General features: G+C 44.4%; 12 protein-coding genes. 3 read left to right on the top strand and 9 right to left on the bottom strand.

What is annotated here, in order from left to right; translation table 11 throughout:
* Window positions 1-89: 89 nt before the first annotated feature.
* From LAY41_RS19500 to LAY41_RS19480, 5 genes are all read right to left on the bottom strand, one after another.
* The gene (locus LAY41_RS19500; RefSeq protein WP_249101733.1) at window positions 90-560 is read right to left on the bottom strand and encodes an avidin/streptavidin family protein; all 471 of its coding nucleotides are present in this window, start codon (window positions 558-560) and stop codon (window positions 90-92) included.
* Between the two features lie 101 nt (window positions 561-661).
* The gene (locus LAY41_RS19495; protein ID WP_249101730.1) at window positions 662-2,401 is read right to left on the bottom strand and encodes a tetratricopeptide repeat protein; all 1,740 of its coding nucleotides are present in this window, start codon (window positions 2,399-2,401) and stop codon (window positions 662-664) included.
* A complete protein-coding gene (locus LAY41_RS19490; protein WP_249101728.1) occupies window positions 2,371-3,144 on the bottom strand; it encodes an RNA polymerase sigma factor in 774 nt (257 codons plus the stop codon). Before LAY41_RS19490 ends, LAY41_RS19495 begins: the two co-directional genes overlap by 31 nt.
* A 627-nt stretch (window positions 3,145-3,771) precedes the next feature.
* Entirely contained in the window at window positions 3,772-5,151 is a 1,380-nt protein-coding gene (locus LAY41_RS19485; RefSeq protein WP_249101724.1) for an aldehyde dehydrogenase, read from the bottom strand.
* Window positions 5,152-5,400: 249 nt separating this feature from the next.
* A complete protein-coding gene (locus LAY41_RS19480; RefSeq protein ID WP_249101868.1) occupies window positions 5,401-6,552 on the bottom strand; it encodes a hybrid sensor histidine kinase/response regulator in 1,152 nt (383 codons plus the stop codon).
* An 80-nt stretch (window positions 6,553-6,632) separates the two neighbouring features.
* Between LAY41_RS19480 and LAY41_RS19475 the strand changes: the two genes are divergently transcribed.
* Both LAY41_RS19475 and LAY41_RS19470 read left to right on the top strand, forming a co-directional pair.
* Complete coding sequence (locus LAY41_RS19475) at window positions 6,633-6,926, top strand: hypothetical protein (protein ID WP_249101721.1); 294 nt, start codon at window positions 6,633-6,635, stop codon at window positions 6,924-6,926.
* A 429-nt stretch (window positions 6,927-7,355) separates the two neighbouring features.
* Window positions 7,356-8,213: an adenylate/guanylate cyclase domain-containing protein gene (locus LAY41_RS19470; protein ID WP_249101719.1), complete on the top strand. Its 858-nt coding sequence runs from the start codon at window positions 7,356-7,358 to the stop codon at window positions 8,211-8,213.
* A 107-nt stretch (window positions 8,214-8,320) separates the two neighbouring features.
* Here the strand turns inward: LAY41_RS19470 and ureC are convergent, their stop codons facing one another.
* A complete protein-coding gene (gene ureC, locus LAY41_RS19465; RefSeq protein WP_249101717.1) occupies window positions 8,321-10,057 on the bottom strand; it encodes an urease subunit alpha in 1,737 nt (578 codons plus the stop codon).
* Between the two features lie 404 nt (window positions 10,058-10,461).
* On the opposite strand from ureC, the gene LAY41_RS19460 reads away from it, so the two are divergent.
* Window positions 10,462-13,140 carry a pentapeptide repeat-containing protein gene (locus LAY41_RS19460; RefSeq protein WP_249101715.1) on the top strand — a complete coding sequence of 893 codons (2,679 nt, stop codon included), beginning with the start codon at window positions 10,462-10,464 and terminating at the stop codon, window positions 13,138-13,140.
* Window positions 13,141-13,356: 216 nt separating this feature from the next.
* On the opposite strand, the gene LAY41_RS19455 is transcribed toward LAY41_RS19460, so the two are convergent.
* From LAY41_RS19455 to LAY41_RS19445, 3 genes are all read right to left on the bottom strand, one after another.
* Window positions 13,357-14,076: a Uma2 family endonuclease gene (locus tag LAY41_RS19455; RefSeq protein ID WP_249101712.1), complete on the bottom strand. Its 720-nt coding sequence runs from the start codon at window positions 14,074-14,076 to the stop codon at window positions 13,357-13,359.
* A gap of 165 nt (window positions 14,077-14,241) precedes the next feature.
* A complete protein-coding gene (locus LAY41_RS19450) occupies window positions 14,242-14,550 on the bottom strand; it encodes an urease subunit beta (RefSeq protein WP_249101711.1) in 309 nt (102 codons plus the stop codon).
* A gap of 21 nt (window positions 14,551-14,571) precedes the next feature.
* Window positions 14,572-15,141 (bottom strand): DJ-1/PfpI family protein, encoded by a 570-nt coding sequence (locus LAY41_RS19445; RefSeq protein ID WP_249101709.1) that lies wholly within the window; start codon window positions 15,139-15,141, stop codon window positions 14,572-14,574.
* Window position 15,142 lies beyond the last annotated feature (1 nt).

Below are 15,142 nucleotides of genomic sequence, written 5' to 3'. Positions count from 1 at the left end.
CTATATAATGTGCCGAACAGATAAATACGGTTTTCCATCCCGCTACGTCCCAACTCAGGACTTGGTGCAAGAAATCAACTACAAATACTTTACGAGCTTCTTGTGAAAGTGTCTTTATTAACATAAGTAGATCGCCAATTATTTGAAGGGACTGTTTGACTTGTAAGTAGCCAAGTCGTAACTAGCTGATCTCCTTGCAGTTGACCTGACCAAGCAGTAACAGAACTACATCTCGACTCACTGTTTGTCCACGAAACTACGAATCCAATCGACGGAAGGTTCGTGCGTCCTACTAATGGAAACTTTCCTTTAGCACAGCCAGCTGAGGAAACGGCGGTTTCATAAAAACCTTTAACATTTCCGTCTTCCGATACACTTTCGATACTCAATTTTGATCCTAACTCGTTCAACCAAGTTCCTAGCAGAGGATTACTCTGAGTTTCGGTTGCCACACCACCCACATCAGTCAGACTCCGAGCATTAGCATGACCCTGAAAACCACCAAAGGCAATGGTTACGGCCAGTAACAAAGCAAAAAAAACTTTAGTTAGGGATTTCATTGGGATTAACACCCTCAAGTTGTTCGTATCTTACGACGTTTCCCCACCCCAATTCTGGGATTTTTCGAGTTACAAGCAATTTTTCTCCCCAAAATCTACCCTCAACCCCCAAAACCCTTCCTCCCCTTACCTTTCAGCCGCCGCAAACTCTTCTCAACCTCCCCATGAGCCGGATACAACAACTGCTGACTCAAAGCACTCTCATAAGCCTTCATCGCTCCCAACCTATCCCCCAACCCCGCCAAAGCTCTCCCTAACCAGTAATCAGCCATAGCCGGATTAAACTCTCTCAATTCCTGACATCCCTCAACAGCCACTTTCCACCACTTACTAGCCCCAACATCCCTCAGCGCCCGGTAACTCTCCCCCAGCCACACCGCAGCTGGTACTGATAGCAAATAACCCCCTGCTGGTAACAACTCCCATCCTTTCTCCAACGCCTCCACCGCTTCCCGATGTTTTCCAGCCAAAGCCAACACCCGCCCATGATGAAACCAAGCATCAGCTAACTGGGGCTGGAGTTTTGTCCCCTGCTCAGAAACCTGACACCCTCGTTCAAACTCTTGAAAGTGTTCCACTAACACCCGCCCCGCAGTCGCCCAAACACTCCAACGTTCAGGAAAGCGCCGCAGCATCTCCTCCACAACATCTCTGAGAAGAGGAGCTAAGGGATTTATTCTGACTACAGTTTGATCCCCCCTAGCCCCCCTTAACAAGGGGGGAATCGGAATTTCATTCAAAGTCCCCCTTGTTAAGGGAGGAACTGGAATTTCATTCAAAGTCCCCCTTGTTAAGGGGGATTTAGGGGGATCTGCGATCGCAAAAGGTAAAGTTTCACACAACCCTCGATAAATTTCACAATCATCGGCATAAAGTTGATAAACTTTCCCCATCATCTCCGCCGCCCTTTGATATTCCCCCGTATTGAACAAGCACCGCCCATAGTAATACCAACCGTTAGGATAATGTGGATGTTCGGCAGTAAACTCTGCCAGCACCTCCACACCTTGCGCCCAATCCCCCCGAAAAATGTGATAATATGCCAGGAACTTGTAAGCCTCAGCCCCATGAGGAGTTTGTTGCAGTAAAGAGGTAATCATTTTTTTAGTCAGTTTCCCCTCTTTACCAGAAACCAATCTCATCTGAGAACGTTGAGCAATTTGTCCTTGCAGTACCCGAAAATCATCCCCAGCTAAGGCTATAACCCTGCTCAACTGCTCTCTAGCTGTTTGAATATCCCCCACCGCCATCAGCGCGTCATGGCTGTAAATCAAAGCCACAACATCATCTGGGTTGATTGATAAAACCCGCTCCAAGGCACTTAGCACACCAAAATGATTTTCTATCTGCTGATGCACCTGTGCCAAAGCCAGCCAGTGAACTACTTTGTCAGGCTCTAACCCAGTTGCTAAATTAAAGGCAATAATTGCCTGCTGACTCTCACCCCGACAAACTGCAATCAATCCATTGATATGATGCTGAGTCCCTTCGTTGTCGGAACAAAATAAGGCTTTTTCATATACTTCTAGAGCCTCTTTTTCCACTCCCATCAACTGCAAGATTTTCCCCAGATGCAGCCACACATTAAGTAATTGAGGTTGTCGCTCAAGCACTTGATGATATTCTGCAACCGCTTGTTGCCAGTTTCCCATCTCGTAAAGCAAATCAGCCAGTTCTAATCTTTTTTTCCATCCTTGGGGATATTTCTGGACATACTTACTTAAAGTGATGAATTTCTGCTCTTGTCTAGTTGGCTTTTCCTCTAAGATAATGCTAACATTCATCGTCAGCCCAGAAGATTGACAGAACTTTACCAATGATGTTGTAAGGTTTCCAGACATATTATGGTTGTTTTATAATTGACTTCTTCGTGCTTGCTTTTTGTTCTGATTTCAGGTTGGGATTTTTCTCCCAAAGGAACTACCAACTTTAAGGATGGCGAGAGGGAATCTAGAGAAGTATCATCTTCACCAGCGAGATATTTGGTTAAATGCTTTTGCAGAATTATTCGTGCTTTTCTAACGCATTTGCGAACGTTATCTTCAGAGCAGGCGAGTTGCTTGGCAATATTTTGATAGGATTTGTCTTGGCAGTAGTATAAGATAAAAGGATCGCGGAGTCTGGTAGGCAAGGATGCAATTTTATGGCGGATATATGTCCGCATCTCTAGAGCTAGAAGATTATATTCAGGAAGTTCTACCCTAGAAGAGAATTCTGGATAATCTTCAAATTTAATATCCTCAATGTTTTCAATTGATGATGCTTCTCGTTGGCGTTTTCGATGCACATCCATGCAGAAGTTATGGATAATTCGAGTTAACCAAGCTTTTGGATATTTAATTTCATCTCCATAGTTTTGCCATTCATTCCAGGCTTTAAGCATTACCTGACTCAATACATCTTCAGCATCGATTGGGTTCGAGTTCATCCACTTGAGACAGCAACGGTAAAGATGATCTCGATGCGCCTGCCATTCCTGCCAAAAAACTGGCTTTATATCTTCAGTGCCATCCGACAGGCTTGACGGAGCAACTGATTGAGAATATAACCTGATTCCCTGAATTCTATTGGTAGTACCTTTCATATAGTCATGAGATCTACACCCTGGGAAATAGAATAATTTCCGCTTGTACGCTAGACTAGCGTTTAAGCGTAAGTTATCAATAGCATGGCGATAATTTGCTAAAGACACAGTATCAGTTTGCACCACTTAACCCGATTGCACTACTTAAGTTTTGCTATTTAACATCTCAACTTAAGATTTGCCAGGATTAATTAACCAAACTCTCGATTGGCTAAGGTTTTGGGCATTGTAAAGTTTTTATCTCCATGACCGCTAAGTTGCTTAACTTGATACCAAGCGTCATAAGTTGACTATTGGTATTAAGTTAAGAAAAAGTGCCAATTGTCAAGGAGGTATGTCAAGAAAAGCTGAAATAGGCTGAAACCCCGATCGGAAAGGCAGTTTAGGTCTATTCGTGACAGGTTAAGCTAAAAAAGCATTTGTCAATAAGCAATCATGCTCAATCTTGACAAATGGGATAAGCTAACACGTATAAAAGCTTGTCTATTAGACCTCTCCTTTCAAAGAATGTAGAGACGTTGCATGCAACGTCTCTACAAGGGTTTCAGCTAACGCACCTTTAATTTCTGGAGACGTCTATTTCTAATTTTGCGATCGCAAATGGTAATTTGGGCTTGGGGAGCGGATCTAAATGCCAAAGATTCGCTTAATCAGATTTAGTTTACCTTCATAGGGAGCGTAGCGCAACTTTATATCCATAAGGAAAGAGTTTTTCAGCACGCTTTTTTGATGGGAGAAAATATCAAAGCTAGCTTTGCCGTGATAGCTTCCCATACCGCTGTCACCGACTCCGCCAAACGGTAGGTCTGGCACGCCAAGGTGCATGACAGTATCGTTGATACAGACGCCACCAGATGAAGTTTCCCGCAAAACTCGCTCTTGATGGTTTTTGTTTTTGCAAAAGAAGTAGAGGGCTAGAGGTTTTGGTCGTTCATTAACAATAGAAATCGCTTCTGTTAAATCGTTGTACTCGATAACTGGAAGAATCGGGCCAAAGATTTCTTCTTGCATGACTGGTGCATTTAAAGATACATTGTCTATCACTGTTGGGGCAATGTAATTATTTTCGACATCGGTTTGACCGCCAGCGATAATTTTGCCATCGTTTAGGAATGCTGCCAGTCTATTGAAGTGTCTTTTATTGATAATTCTGGCATAGTCAGGACTTTTTGCGGGATTGTCGCCATAAAATTCTTGAATGCACTTTTTGATGCTATCTAAAAAGTCTTTTTTGATGATTTTATCGACTAAAAGATAATCAGGTGCTACGCACGTTTGACCGGCATTAATAAACTTGCCCCAAGCGATTCTTCTAGCAGCGCGTTCGATGTGGACATCGGCATCGACAATACAAGGAGTCTTGCCGCCGAGTTCTAGGGTGACTGGTGTGAGATGTTTTGCAGCCGCTGACATGATGATTTTACCAACTGCTGTGCTGCCGGTAAAAAAGATGCGATCGAACTTTTCTTTTAACAACTGTTGGCTGGTTTCTATGCCTCCTTCTACAACGGCTATATAGGCAGTATCGAAGTTTTTTTTGAAAATATCGGCCAAAAGGTGAGAGGTATGGAGGGCAATTTCTGATGGTTTTAAAATTGCACAGTTTCCGGCTGCGAGCGCACCTATTAAAGGCGAAATCATCAGATTAAATGGATAATTCCAAGGACTAACAATCAGAACAATTCCTCGTGGTTCTGGATAAATTAGTGCTGAAGATGGAAATTGCTCTAGGGGAGTTGCTACTCGCTTAGGTTTTGTCCAAAATTTAATATGCTTAATCGCATAATCAATTTCTTTTACAACTAACAATTCCGTAACATAACTTTCAAATCGAGGTTTGTTCAGGTCACTTTTAAGTGCATTGAGAATAGCTTCTTTATTCTCTAAAATTGTCTTCTTTAATAACGTGAGCTTTTCAATGCGAAAAGATACATCTTTTGTCTGGCCGGTGCTGAAAAAATTACGCTGCTGGCGGACAAGGTTGCTAACTTCTAGTTGAGCTATCATGATGTTTCTCGGAAACTAGACAAATTGAAGGGGTTATGCAATATTTTACAGGTATGCTTCAATCGTAGCCGCTCTAGAACACCAATTCAGTAAGGCCAGAAACCGGGAATATGTGGGTTAGAGCAACGAAATATCGACCTTGACAACCACATATTCCCGGTTTCTCATCGCAAGAGAGCGAATACACCAATTGGTGTTCTAGAAACTTGTCGGCTGTCTGGAATCTGAAGCTCATGATAGCGGCTAAAGTTAAGAATTCCCTGAGTGCTTGACTGGTATGCGGACAATGAATAGACTTCCCTTACCCACCTCTGACTTAACTTCAATGGTTCCGTGATGGGTTTCCACAATTCTGCGAGACAGGTGCAGCCCCAAACCGCTGCCGGAATGTTTGTGTTTGCCTTGACGAAACCGTTCAAATAAGATTGTTTGTTCTTCTGAAGATATACCGGGGCCGGTGTCTTCTACCTCAACGATTACTTGTGGTATGCCGGGATTACCAGCGCTCTTTGTATTATTGAGACTGACGTTTACCGAACCAGTATCTGTGAATTTGATCGCATTGCCAACCAAATTGGTGAAAACCCGGTGAAGTTCCAGGCGATCGCACTCTACCACATTTCTTGCCCCTGGGTCACCCTTTGCATTTTCATCCTCATTTAATTTCAAAGACAGGTTTTTTTGGGCGGCTAAAGGGGTAAGTTCTTTGACAATTTCCTGAAGTAGAGCTTGCAAGTCAACAGGAGAGAAGTTTAGGTTTTTGCGTCCGGCTTCGTAACGATACACTTCTAGCAAAGTATTCGCCATCGCCAGCAGGTTTTTGTTGCTGCGAGCCATTATGTCGAGGGTTTCATTCATCGTGGGTGATAGTTCTCCCAAGGCTCCCTGCTGCATTAAACTCAGCATTCTATCTGCGGCTATCAAAGGAGTTCGCAAATCGTGAGTAAGTCGGGAGACAAAATCTTCTCGCTGACGGGCAATTTGGTCGCGTTCGTCAATGCTGTGCTTGAGTCGGAGGAGACTGCGTACTCGCGCCAGCAATTCGTCCACTTCTACCGGCTTGCGGATAAAATCATCTGCACCAGTGTCTAACCCTTTCGCCACGCTGAGGTGGTCGTAGGCGGTAATCAATAGAATGGGGATAAACGGCAATGAGGTATTGTCGCGCAGGCGCTTGGTGACTTCAAAGCCATCCATTCCGGGCATCATCACATCCAACAATACTAAATCTGGGGGGGATTCCTCGATCTTAGCCAGAGCGGTACGGCCATCTGCTGCTGTGACAATTTTATATCCCTCTTCTTCTAAAATAGCTTGGATGAGAAAAACGTTATCGGGAGAATCATCTACGACTAAGATGCGATCGGCTTTTTTAAATGGCGACAAAGAAGAAAGATTCATAGATTCCGAAGTTTTGACCATAATGCTGTTAACTGTTTATTTTTGTCAATTATCTTTAGTATTATTTTTTCCTTTACGAGATGACTTTACCTCACCCCCACGAAGGATTCCGGTGGCGCGGTTTTACCCATTGGCCTGGAGTACCTGTGGAACAACTACTCCCAAGGAATTTAATCATAGCGTCAAAAGTTTCAAAACTGCATACAGAGTGGGGCTTTGGTAGCGATCGCCAGCGATTTTACCTATCCGCGTCAAATGGACGCCCTCCTTCGCCGTTGAATTACAGTCTGTGGGGTTATGTGAACCGGATTCAGCAGCGAGAGTGGCGATCGCCAGCCGACACTCCAACTATGGTACAAGAAGTCCTGAGTTAATGCTTTAGCCAGCGGAATTTTATAGCCTTCCCATTCTGCTTGTCAGCATGGCATCATCTTTGTAGGGCGCTCGTGAACGTAACTATAGGTTCTTCGGTCATAATTACCCCATAAATTTCGTCAATTTTGTAGTCAACTTATAGTTATACCATTTTCCATTTTAGGCACTACATATCGGTCTTTCCCTCAGCCTCCCAGGGGCAAAGGCATATTGGCTTATGCTTCTCAAGTCAGTCCTGTCAGTGATGCAAATCTCACCATTATGTTGATTTAGGTCAATTGTACCCACGCCGTGACTCATTGCGCCAAAAGTTTTTTCAAGCCAATTTATGTATTAGTACACTCACGGATACCAGGGGTGCATCTCAAGTTTGCAGTGCTTTGGTCGTGATTGAGATTGTCTGTAATGAGAAAGGGTTCAGGAGTAAAATGTACAGCTATAAAATTGAGGAATTGACAGAGGAGTTCCTTGGAATGAATCAGACTAGGTTGCAGGGCGATCGCCGGGAAGTTTCGATTTTATTCTCAGGTATACGCAGCTTCTCCACGTTGACTGAAAATATGGAACCAGTAGATGTTGTGAGCTTGCTGAATGAATATTTTGAGGTAATGTCAGATGCTGTTATTAAGCACAGGGGTACCTTAGATAAATATATTGGCGATTCAATAATGGTAACTTTTGGTGCAGCCCTGCCTTTAGAAGATCATGCTTGGATGTCAGTACAAGCTGCCCTGGAAATGCGCTCTAGCCTCCAAGAATTTAATGCCAAACTTGTTAGAGCCCAAAAGCCAGTGTTTCAAATTGGAATTGGCATCAATGCCGATACAGCGATCGCTGGTAATCTTGGTTCTAGCAGACTAAGCCAGTTTACTGTCATTGGCGACGCGGTAAATATTGCCGCTTACCTAGAAGGAATGAGCAAGCAGTATGGTTGCGATATCGTGATTAGCAAAAATACTTATCAATTCTGCTCAGAACAGATATGGGCTAGAGAGCTTGACTATATTCACACCAAAGGTAGAAACCAACCAATAGCTATATATGAAGTGGTGGGGTTGCGTTCCGAGCCAATTTCTGAGGAGAAGCAAAAGTTGATGGAGCATTACAATCAAGGACGCGCCCATTATCTGAATCGCAAATTCCGGCGTGCGATGAATGAGTTTGCGATCGTTGTGGAAGATATGAACACCAATGACAAGACATCTATGATGTATCTAAAACGCTGCCAGTATTGGCTCCAAAATCCGCCATCTGAAGATTGGGATGGTGTCTGGACGCTGACTTGATATCGTTTCCGACTTTTGCCGTTATCTTTTTACTCGTTACTAGAGCGTTGAGGTGAGAAAGCGCGATCTGGTTTCACCAGATCGCCATATTTTCAGGAACTACGGAATTAGAACAAAAAGTAACGCTGCGCCATCGGCAAAACGGTCGCAGGTTCGCAAATTAGCAACTCGCCATCAGCCCTCACTTCATAAGTTTCTGCATCAACTTCCACACGCGGTAAAGCATCGTTCAGCTTCATATCCCGCTTGCTAATTTGGCGCGTTCCTGACACTGCTACCGCTCGTTTTTGTAACTTTAATTGACTTGGAATATCCTGTTCTAGTGCTGCTTGGGAAACAAAGGTTAGGGATGTGGCTGCGATCGCACCTCCAAAACTACCAAACATCGGTCGCATATGGACTGGTTGAGGCGTAGGAATACTGGCGTTGGCGTCTCCCATTTGAGCATAAGCGATCGCACCCCCCTTAATCACGATCTCCGGTTTCACCCCAAAAAATGCCGGACGCCAAAGGCACAAATCTGCTAATTTCCCCTCTTCCACAGAACCCACATACTGAGAAATCCCATGCGCGATCGCGGGATTGATCGTATATTTCGCCACATACCTCTTCGCCCGAAAATTATCTGCCCTCTCTTCCTCCCCCTCTCCGTTGCGGAGAGGGGGTTGGGGGGTGAGGTTCCCCCGCTGCACCTTCATTTTATGCGCCGTCTGCCAAGTGCGAATAATCACCTCACCTACTCGCCCCATTGCCTGAGAATCAGACGAAATCATACTGAATGCGCCCAAATCGTGCAAAATATCCTCAGCGGCGATCGTTTCGCGCCGTATGCGCGACTCCGCAAATGCCACATCTTCCGGTATAGATGGTGACAAATGATGGCACACCATCAGCATATCCAGGTGTTCGTCCAAAGTATTGACGGTATAAGGGCGCGTCGGGTTAGTAGAAGATGGCAGCACATTCGCCTCGCCGCAGACTTTGATGATATCGGGTGCGTGTCCTCCTCCGGCTCCCTCCGTGTGGTAGGTATGTATTGTGCGACCTTTGAAAGCTGCAACAGTTGCTTCCACAAAGCCAGCTTCGTTCAATGTATCGGTGTGAATTGCTACCTGTACGTCGTATTTATCTGCTACACTAAGACAAGTATCGATCGCTGCTGGGGTTGTGCCCCAATCTTCGTGCAATTTCAATCCGATCGCACCGGCAAGCACCTGTTCTTCCAGTCCTTCCGGCTTGCTGCTGTTGCCTTTGCCGAGAAATCCCAGGTTCACGGGGAAGGCGTCGGCGGCTTGCAGCATTCGGTACATATTCCAGGGGCCGGGTGTGCAGGTGGTAGCATTTGTACCAGTGGCAGGGCCAGTACCGCCGCCCAGCATGGTGGTGATGCCGGATGCGATCGCAACTTCGATCTGTTGCGGACAAATAAAGTGGATGTGAGTATCGATACCGCCAGCAGTTAGTATCGATCCTTCCCCGGCAACAACTTCAGTGCCAGGGCCGATAATAATATCTACGTTATCTTGAATGTAGGGATTTCCTGCTTTACCAATTTTAAATATTTTGCCATCTTTAATGCCGATATCTGCTTTGACGATCCCCCACCAATCCAGAATTAAAGCATTAGTAATTACCATATCGACAGCACCATCGGCGTTAGAGATGGGGGATTGTCCCATTCCGTCGCGAATTACTTTGCCGCCACCAAACTTGACTTCATCTCCGTATGTGGTATAATCACGCTCAACTTCTATGAATAGTTCCGTATCGGCAAGGCGAATGCGATCGCCTACGGTTGGCCCAAAAGTTTCCGCATAAGCACGGCGATCCATTCTATAATTCATCTGATGACCTCCTGACTTCCTTTTAATTTTGTCATAATCGATCTTGCGTAATCTGTATGCAAGCGTTCTTAATGTAACACTTTATTTTTCCTCTCCCAGGAGTTTCTCCGATGCCGAAATCTCGTACAGCGTATAAAAACGGAAGAGTCATCATCCTTACCAATTGTTGAGTTTCATAAAATCACGTCAAACAATGTGGCCGTTTCGGAATTAGTATGTTATTTGATGCTTATAGTAGCAATTTCAAGAGGTTGCGGATCTAAATTAGGAGGTATATATTAATCTCCAACATTGGCATCAAGAAAACCAAAAAACCTAATTACGATAAAAATGCAAATAAAAATTTCATTTGATTAACTATATTACCATTACCTAAAACTTTTCACCCAATTCGTTACAAAATTATGAAAACCCCCCGTTTTAACCTGAACCAAGCCGATCTGATCAAACATTTGAAAAAAATGACTGCGGGTAAGAAACAGACAGAGCAAAAAAAAGAACAAACAGAGGAAAATATTGAAAGGACAGAAGAGGAAAAAGCTGAAATATCAGAACTAGAAAGCGTTTTGCAGAATCTAGACGCCAGCTTTAACCGAGTGGCTGCTATTCCAGATCCAGTTAAACGAGAGTACAGATTGTTACAGGAAGCAAAACGGCTAGATATGCCAGCCGAAAGCTATCGACGTCTGTTTGAAAGTTACTATTTAGAAAGATTACCAAAGAAACAAGAGTATTCCTGGCTCAGACCTTTCAAGTTTTTAGACCAACGCCTGGGAGATTTTGCTAAATGGTGTGAAAATGTCTCTCTGTATAGTTTAGCGACAGTAATTGGTCAATTCACCCTTTTGGCAGCAATGGGAGCCTATTTTTGGGAAGCGCCCCAGCGACAGCAAGCAGCGCTCGATACAGCGCGACAAGAAATTAGAAATCAGAAAGACGTTGTATATTCTGAATCGAGAATAGACGCTATAGAACTCCTCAACAAAAACTGCGAAGGTATATTAGGAGAACAGGCTCCCAAGGCCAACCTAGAAGGCATTGAGCTAAATAAATGCTACAAATTCCAATTGGGAGCGGCAACTTTTGCCCAATGGCCTCCTCAGTTTTACAGGTATGAAGGATTTAACCTTTCGCAGATCAACTTGGCTGGAGCGAATTTAAAAGGAGCGAATCTAGAGGGAGCGAATCTAGAGGGAGCCAATCTAGAGGGAGCGAATCTGGAAAGAGCAAATCTGAAAGGGGCAAATTTGAAGAAGGCGAATCTGAAGGGAGCAATTCTGCGGGCTGCTAATCTGGAAAAAGCCAATTTAGAGGAAGCCAATCTAGATAGCACTCGCATGAGCCGCATTTATCTGCGGGATGCCAACCTGACAAAAGCCTCATTAATTAATTCCCGCTTGCTTTGGGCAGATCTTCAAGGAGCCAACCTCAAAGAAGCCAATTTCCAAAGCTCTAACTTAAGCCGTGTTAATCTCCAAGGAGCGGATCTCTACAAAGCCAACTTTAAGGGAGCTTTGCTTCGCTATGCGGATATGCGGAAGGGCACGATTACGATCGGGACTGAATTCGAGCGTGCTAACCTTAAGCGAGCCAAGTTCTGGTCAGTGGATCAACTGAAACGAGCCTACAACTTGGACAAAGCCGCTAAAGACAAGGACTGGGAAGCAAAAATTATCAAGGAAGCGCCAGAAACTTATAAAGTGGGATTTCTTGTTCCCAATGATAACTTGACTTATAAGTTGTATCAGCAAGGCTTAGAGAGGTTCGCTAAGGAAAATAAACAAGTTGAAATTGTGCCGATTAAGACCGGAGAAAGTGTTGAGGCAGAAGCGCAAGGAATCAAACAACTACTGACTCAGGACGTGGATGCGATCATAATGAGACCGCTAGACCCAGAAAAATCAGTACCCGCTATTCTCCAAGCTTATGTCTCTGGTGTGGCAGTAGTTAACATCGGTGATTGTCTGCCGAAAGAAGCTCAGAAAGTTGTATTTGCTTGTTATGAAAGTGATTCTTTACAGATGGGTTACGACCTTGGCAGGTATATAGGAATTTGGGCTAAACCAAATAACAAGCAACAGGTTAGAGAGCTAAATGTAGGTCTGGTGGATGGGGCAGATTCAACTCGCCTTTATCCTTATTTGCAGGGCTTTGCGAAAGGGATGAAAGATTCCGGCGTTGTTTGGGAGCAAACGGGAACGACGGATGCCAAAACCCCAGAAGAGGTCGATAAGGTGAAGGAAATGCTCAAAAATCACCCAAATATCAATGTTCTGTGGGGAGGCTCTGAGATGACTACAGAAATTGGTCTTAAAGCAGTTAAAGAATTGGGTTTAGAGAAAAAGGTAAATGTGTTTGGGATTGTTCCTTTGACTCGCAGGTTGGCAAATATGCTGCTCGATCCCAATCAACCTCTACAATCAATTGTGGATGAAGCACCCAGCTATGCGGCTCATGAGGCGGTCGAACAAGCGATCGGAGTTATTGAGAACAAGGTTTCCAGAGAATATAAATATATAGTATTCCAGCATCGATTGCTTACCGTCAGTGACAGGAAAAAAATTAACGAGTTAATCGGCGATGCCCTGGATCTGGAGAAAAACAGTTTAAAAGCACCGATCGCACTGAAAGCTGGGGCTGGTGTTATCCCCTCTGAGATTCCCTCTAGTTTGGACTCTGCCGCTGCCGATTCTCTGGCAGCTATTACTGATGAGAAAAAGATCCAGAAGTTGCAAGAGGATCTGCAAAAATTAATTGTGCAAAATTGGCAAATATCTAGCAATAAAGAAACTGATAAAACCTCGGCCAATTTCGATCGCGATCTAGTATATCGGGTGTTAGTGGATACGGAAGGAGCGGTCGTTTCCTACGAACCGATCGATAAACTGGCGATTGATTTACTTCCAACTACTCCCTTACCCAAATTGTTATCTAAACCCGATGACGGCAAGGCAAAGGATGAGACTCTCATACTACCTAATAAGCTAGTAATCAATAAGCCTGTCGCTGAATTTAAGGTTGTGTTTAGCCCCAGCGGTAAAGTTGAAGTGAAATGGGGAGAAAGTTTCTTGCCGGATGAATAAGGACAAACAAGAAATTTCCAAAAAGAAAAGAGATGGCGCTAGGGCGTGTTTTCAAACCCTTAGAGCCCCCCTAACCCCCCTTAAAAAAGGGGGGAAAGAAACTCAAAGTCCCCCTTTTTAAGGGGGATTTAGGGGGATCTCAATCGTCAGAAACGAAGCCGATCGAGTTTGAAAACACGCCCTAGCCGCGCCTGCTAGCGCCATCGCAACGCCACCTCAATCAACCGCCTCTGGATCGATCCCCATCGTTCTCAAACGTTCAGCCAATCGTTCTGCCCGTTGTCGTTCCTGTTCTGCCCGTTGTCGTTCCTGTTCCGCCCGTTGTCGTTCCTGTTCCACCTCCTGTAATGCCACTTCCAACCGTTGAGAAATTTCTGAGTAGCTGGCAAATGGCACGCCATCTGGACGAAAAAGCTGCAACGCCTCCTGGGATAAATCAAACCGAATTCCCAACTGGGGACTTACCCAATCTGCCATTGTCTCAATCACGTCTAACCCATTGTCTCCCCGCAACCAACCGCTCAAATCATTTTTATCCGGGTCATACACATAGTATTCTTCCACCCCATAGCGGTTATAAAAAACCTGCTTACGATTCATTTCTGTCAATGTATTGCCAGGAGAAAGAATCTCAAACACCACCTGCGGCGTAACGCCTCCCTCTTTCCATTGCATATAAGAACCGCGATCGCCTTTCTTAACTCCAAACACTACCATCACATCTGGCGCTTGACGCAGTTTATTATTTCCCTCCACCGGATACCACAGCAGATCCCCCGCCACAAATACATTCTCATCCTTGGCAAATAGCCATTCTAAGTTGTGATGGATGACCATAATCCAGCGAAATTGCTTTGTATTATCTGCCATTGGTTGCTCATCGCTGTCGGGATAAATAATATTAACTGCCTTCTGTGCCTCTAGGATCGAAACCACGATCGTATCCTCCCATCAAGACTATCTATCATAATTAATTATGAACTATCCCATTGACTAACCTAAACCAGAGACCGTGACTCAAGTCAAATTACTGGTTTTTCGTCCAAAATCGGCTTGACGCGCTTCCAAATAATCGAAACTTGCATTACACTACCATTATACTTATTCTAATGAGCCATTAATTCTGCCATTGAATCCGTAAACTTGACGGCTACCGACAAAGGGGACTAACTGCACTTCTTTTTCATCTCCCGGTTCAAAGCGTACCGCTGTACCTGCGGGGATATCCAAGCGCATTCCTCGTGCTTGTTCTCTGTCAAAATCTAGTGCTTCGTTCACTTCGTAAAAGTGAAAGTGAGAGCCAATTTGAATGGGCCGATCGCCTGTATTTGCTACCCGCAACCCCACCGTAGAACGCCCCGCATTCAGTTCTATTTCCCCTTCTTGTACGATCGTTTCTCCTGGAATCATTTTTGCTCTCCTATTAATAGTTTATATTCCATAAGGATAGTCCATTCGCTGACGAATTTTCTCTTTTACCTCTCGACCTGCAAATTTCTCACACAGATATAATCCTAAATCTATAGATGAGGTAACGCCTCTAGCAGTAATCACCCCGCCTTCATCCACAATTCTTTCGTTTACCACAGAAGCACAATATTTCTGAAGTTCGTTGAAAGCATTGGGATGGGTGGTGGCTTTTTTTCCGGCTAAGAATCCTGCTGCACCCAAAAGCAAAGAACCCGTACAGACAGAAACTTTAAACTGGCAATAATTAGCCGTTTTCAGCCATTCTACTAACTCCATTTCCTCAATTAATTTCAGGACTCCAGCAGTAACTCCACCTGGCACAATTACCATGTCATAATCTTGCAGCGATTCGCCTACTTTTGTTGGGATAAAACGAAGTCCAGCGCCATCGCTTACTTCTGGGGAAATAGCTACAATTTCCCATTCCAAATCTGGCATAAATCCCATTGTTTTCAGCCGAGTTAGCGGATCGTACACTCCGATCAAATCTAACGCAGTCATTCCCCTGTAAACGATAAACGCAATTTTCATA

Origin of the sequence: Argonema galeatum A003/A1 (assembly GCF_023333595.1) — a bacterium.
In the GTDB taxonomy this organism is placed as follows: domain Bacteria; phylum Cyanobacteriota; class Cyanobacteriia; order Cyanobacteriales; family Aerosakkonemataceae; genus Argonema; species Argonema galeatum.
This window is presented reverse-complemented; position numbering and strand designations above follow the sequence as displayed.

Bases quoted from the DNA above. Each gene is read 5' to 3' on its own strand.
- LAY41_RS19500 (WP_249101733.1), bottom strand. From the start codon at position 560: ATGAAATCCCTAACTAAAGTTTTTTTTGCTTTGTTACTGGCCGTAACC.
- LAY41_RS19495 (WP_249101730.1), bottom strand. From the start codon at position 2,401: ATGTCTGGAAACCTTACAACATCATTGGTAAAGTTCTGTCAATCTTCT.
- LAY41_RS19490 (WP_249101728.1), bottom strand. From the start codon at position 3,144: ATGAAAGGTACTACCAATAGAATTCAGGGAATCAGGTTATATTCTCAA.
- LAY41_RS19485 (WP_249101724.1), bottom strand. From the start codon at position 5,151: ATGATAGCTCAACTAGAAGTTAGCAACCTTGTCCGCCAGCAGCGTAAT.
- LAY41_RS19480 (WP_249101868.1), bottom strand. From the start codon at position 6,552: ATGAATCTTTCTTCTTTGTCGCCATTTAAAAAAGCCGATCGCATCTTA.
- LAY41_RS19475 (WP_249101721.1), top strand. From the start codon at position 6,633: ATGACTTTACCTCACCCCCACGAAGGATTCCGGTGGCGCGGTTTTACC.
- LAY41_RS19470 (WP_249101719.1), top strand. From the start codon at position 7,356: ATGTACAGCTATAAAATTGAGGAATTGACAGAGGAGTTCCTTGGAATG.
- ureC (WP_249101717.1), bottom strand. From the start codon at position 10,057: ATGAATTATAGAATGGATCGCCGTGCTTATGCGGAAACTTTTGGGCCA.
- LAY41_RS19460 (WP_249101715.1), top strand. From the start codon at position 10,462: ATGAAAACCCCCCGTTTTAACCTGAACCAAGCCGATCTGATCAAACAT.
- LAY41_RS19450 (WP_249101711.1), bottom strand. From the start codon at position 14,550: ATGATTCCAGGAGAAACGATCGTACAAGAAGGGGAAATAGAACTGAAT.
- LAY41_RS19445 (WP_249101709.1), bottom strand. From the start codon at position 15,141: ATGAAAATTGCGTTTATCGTTTACAGGGGAATGACTGCGTTAGATTTG.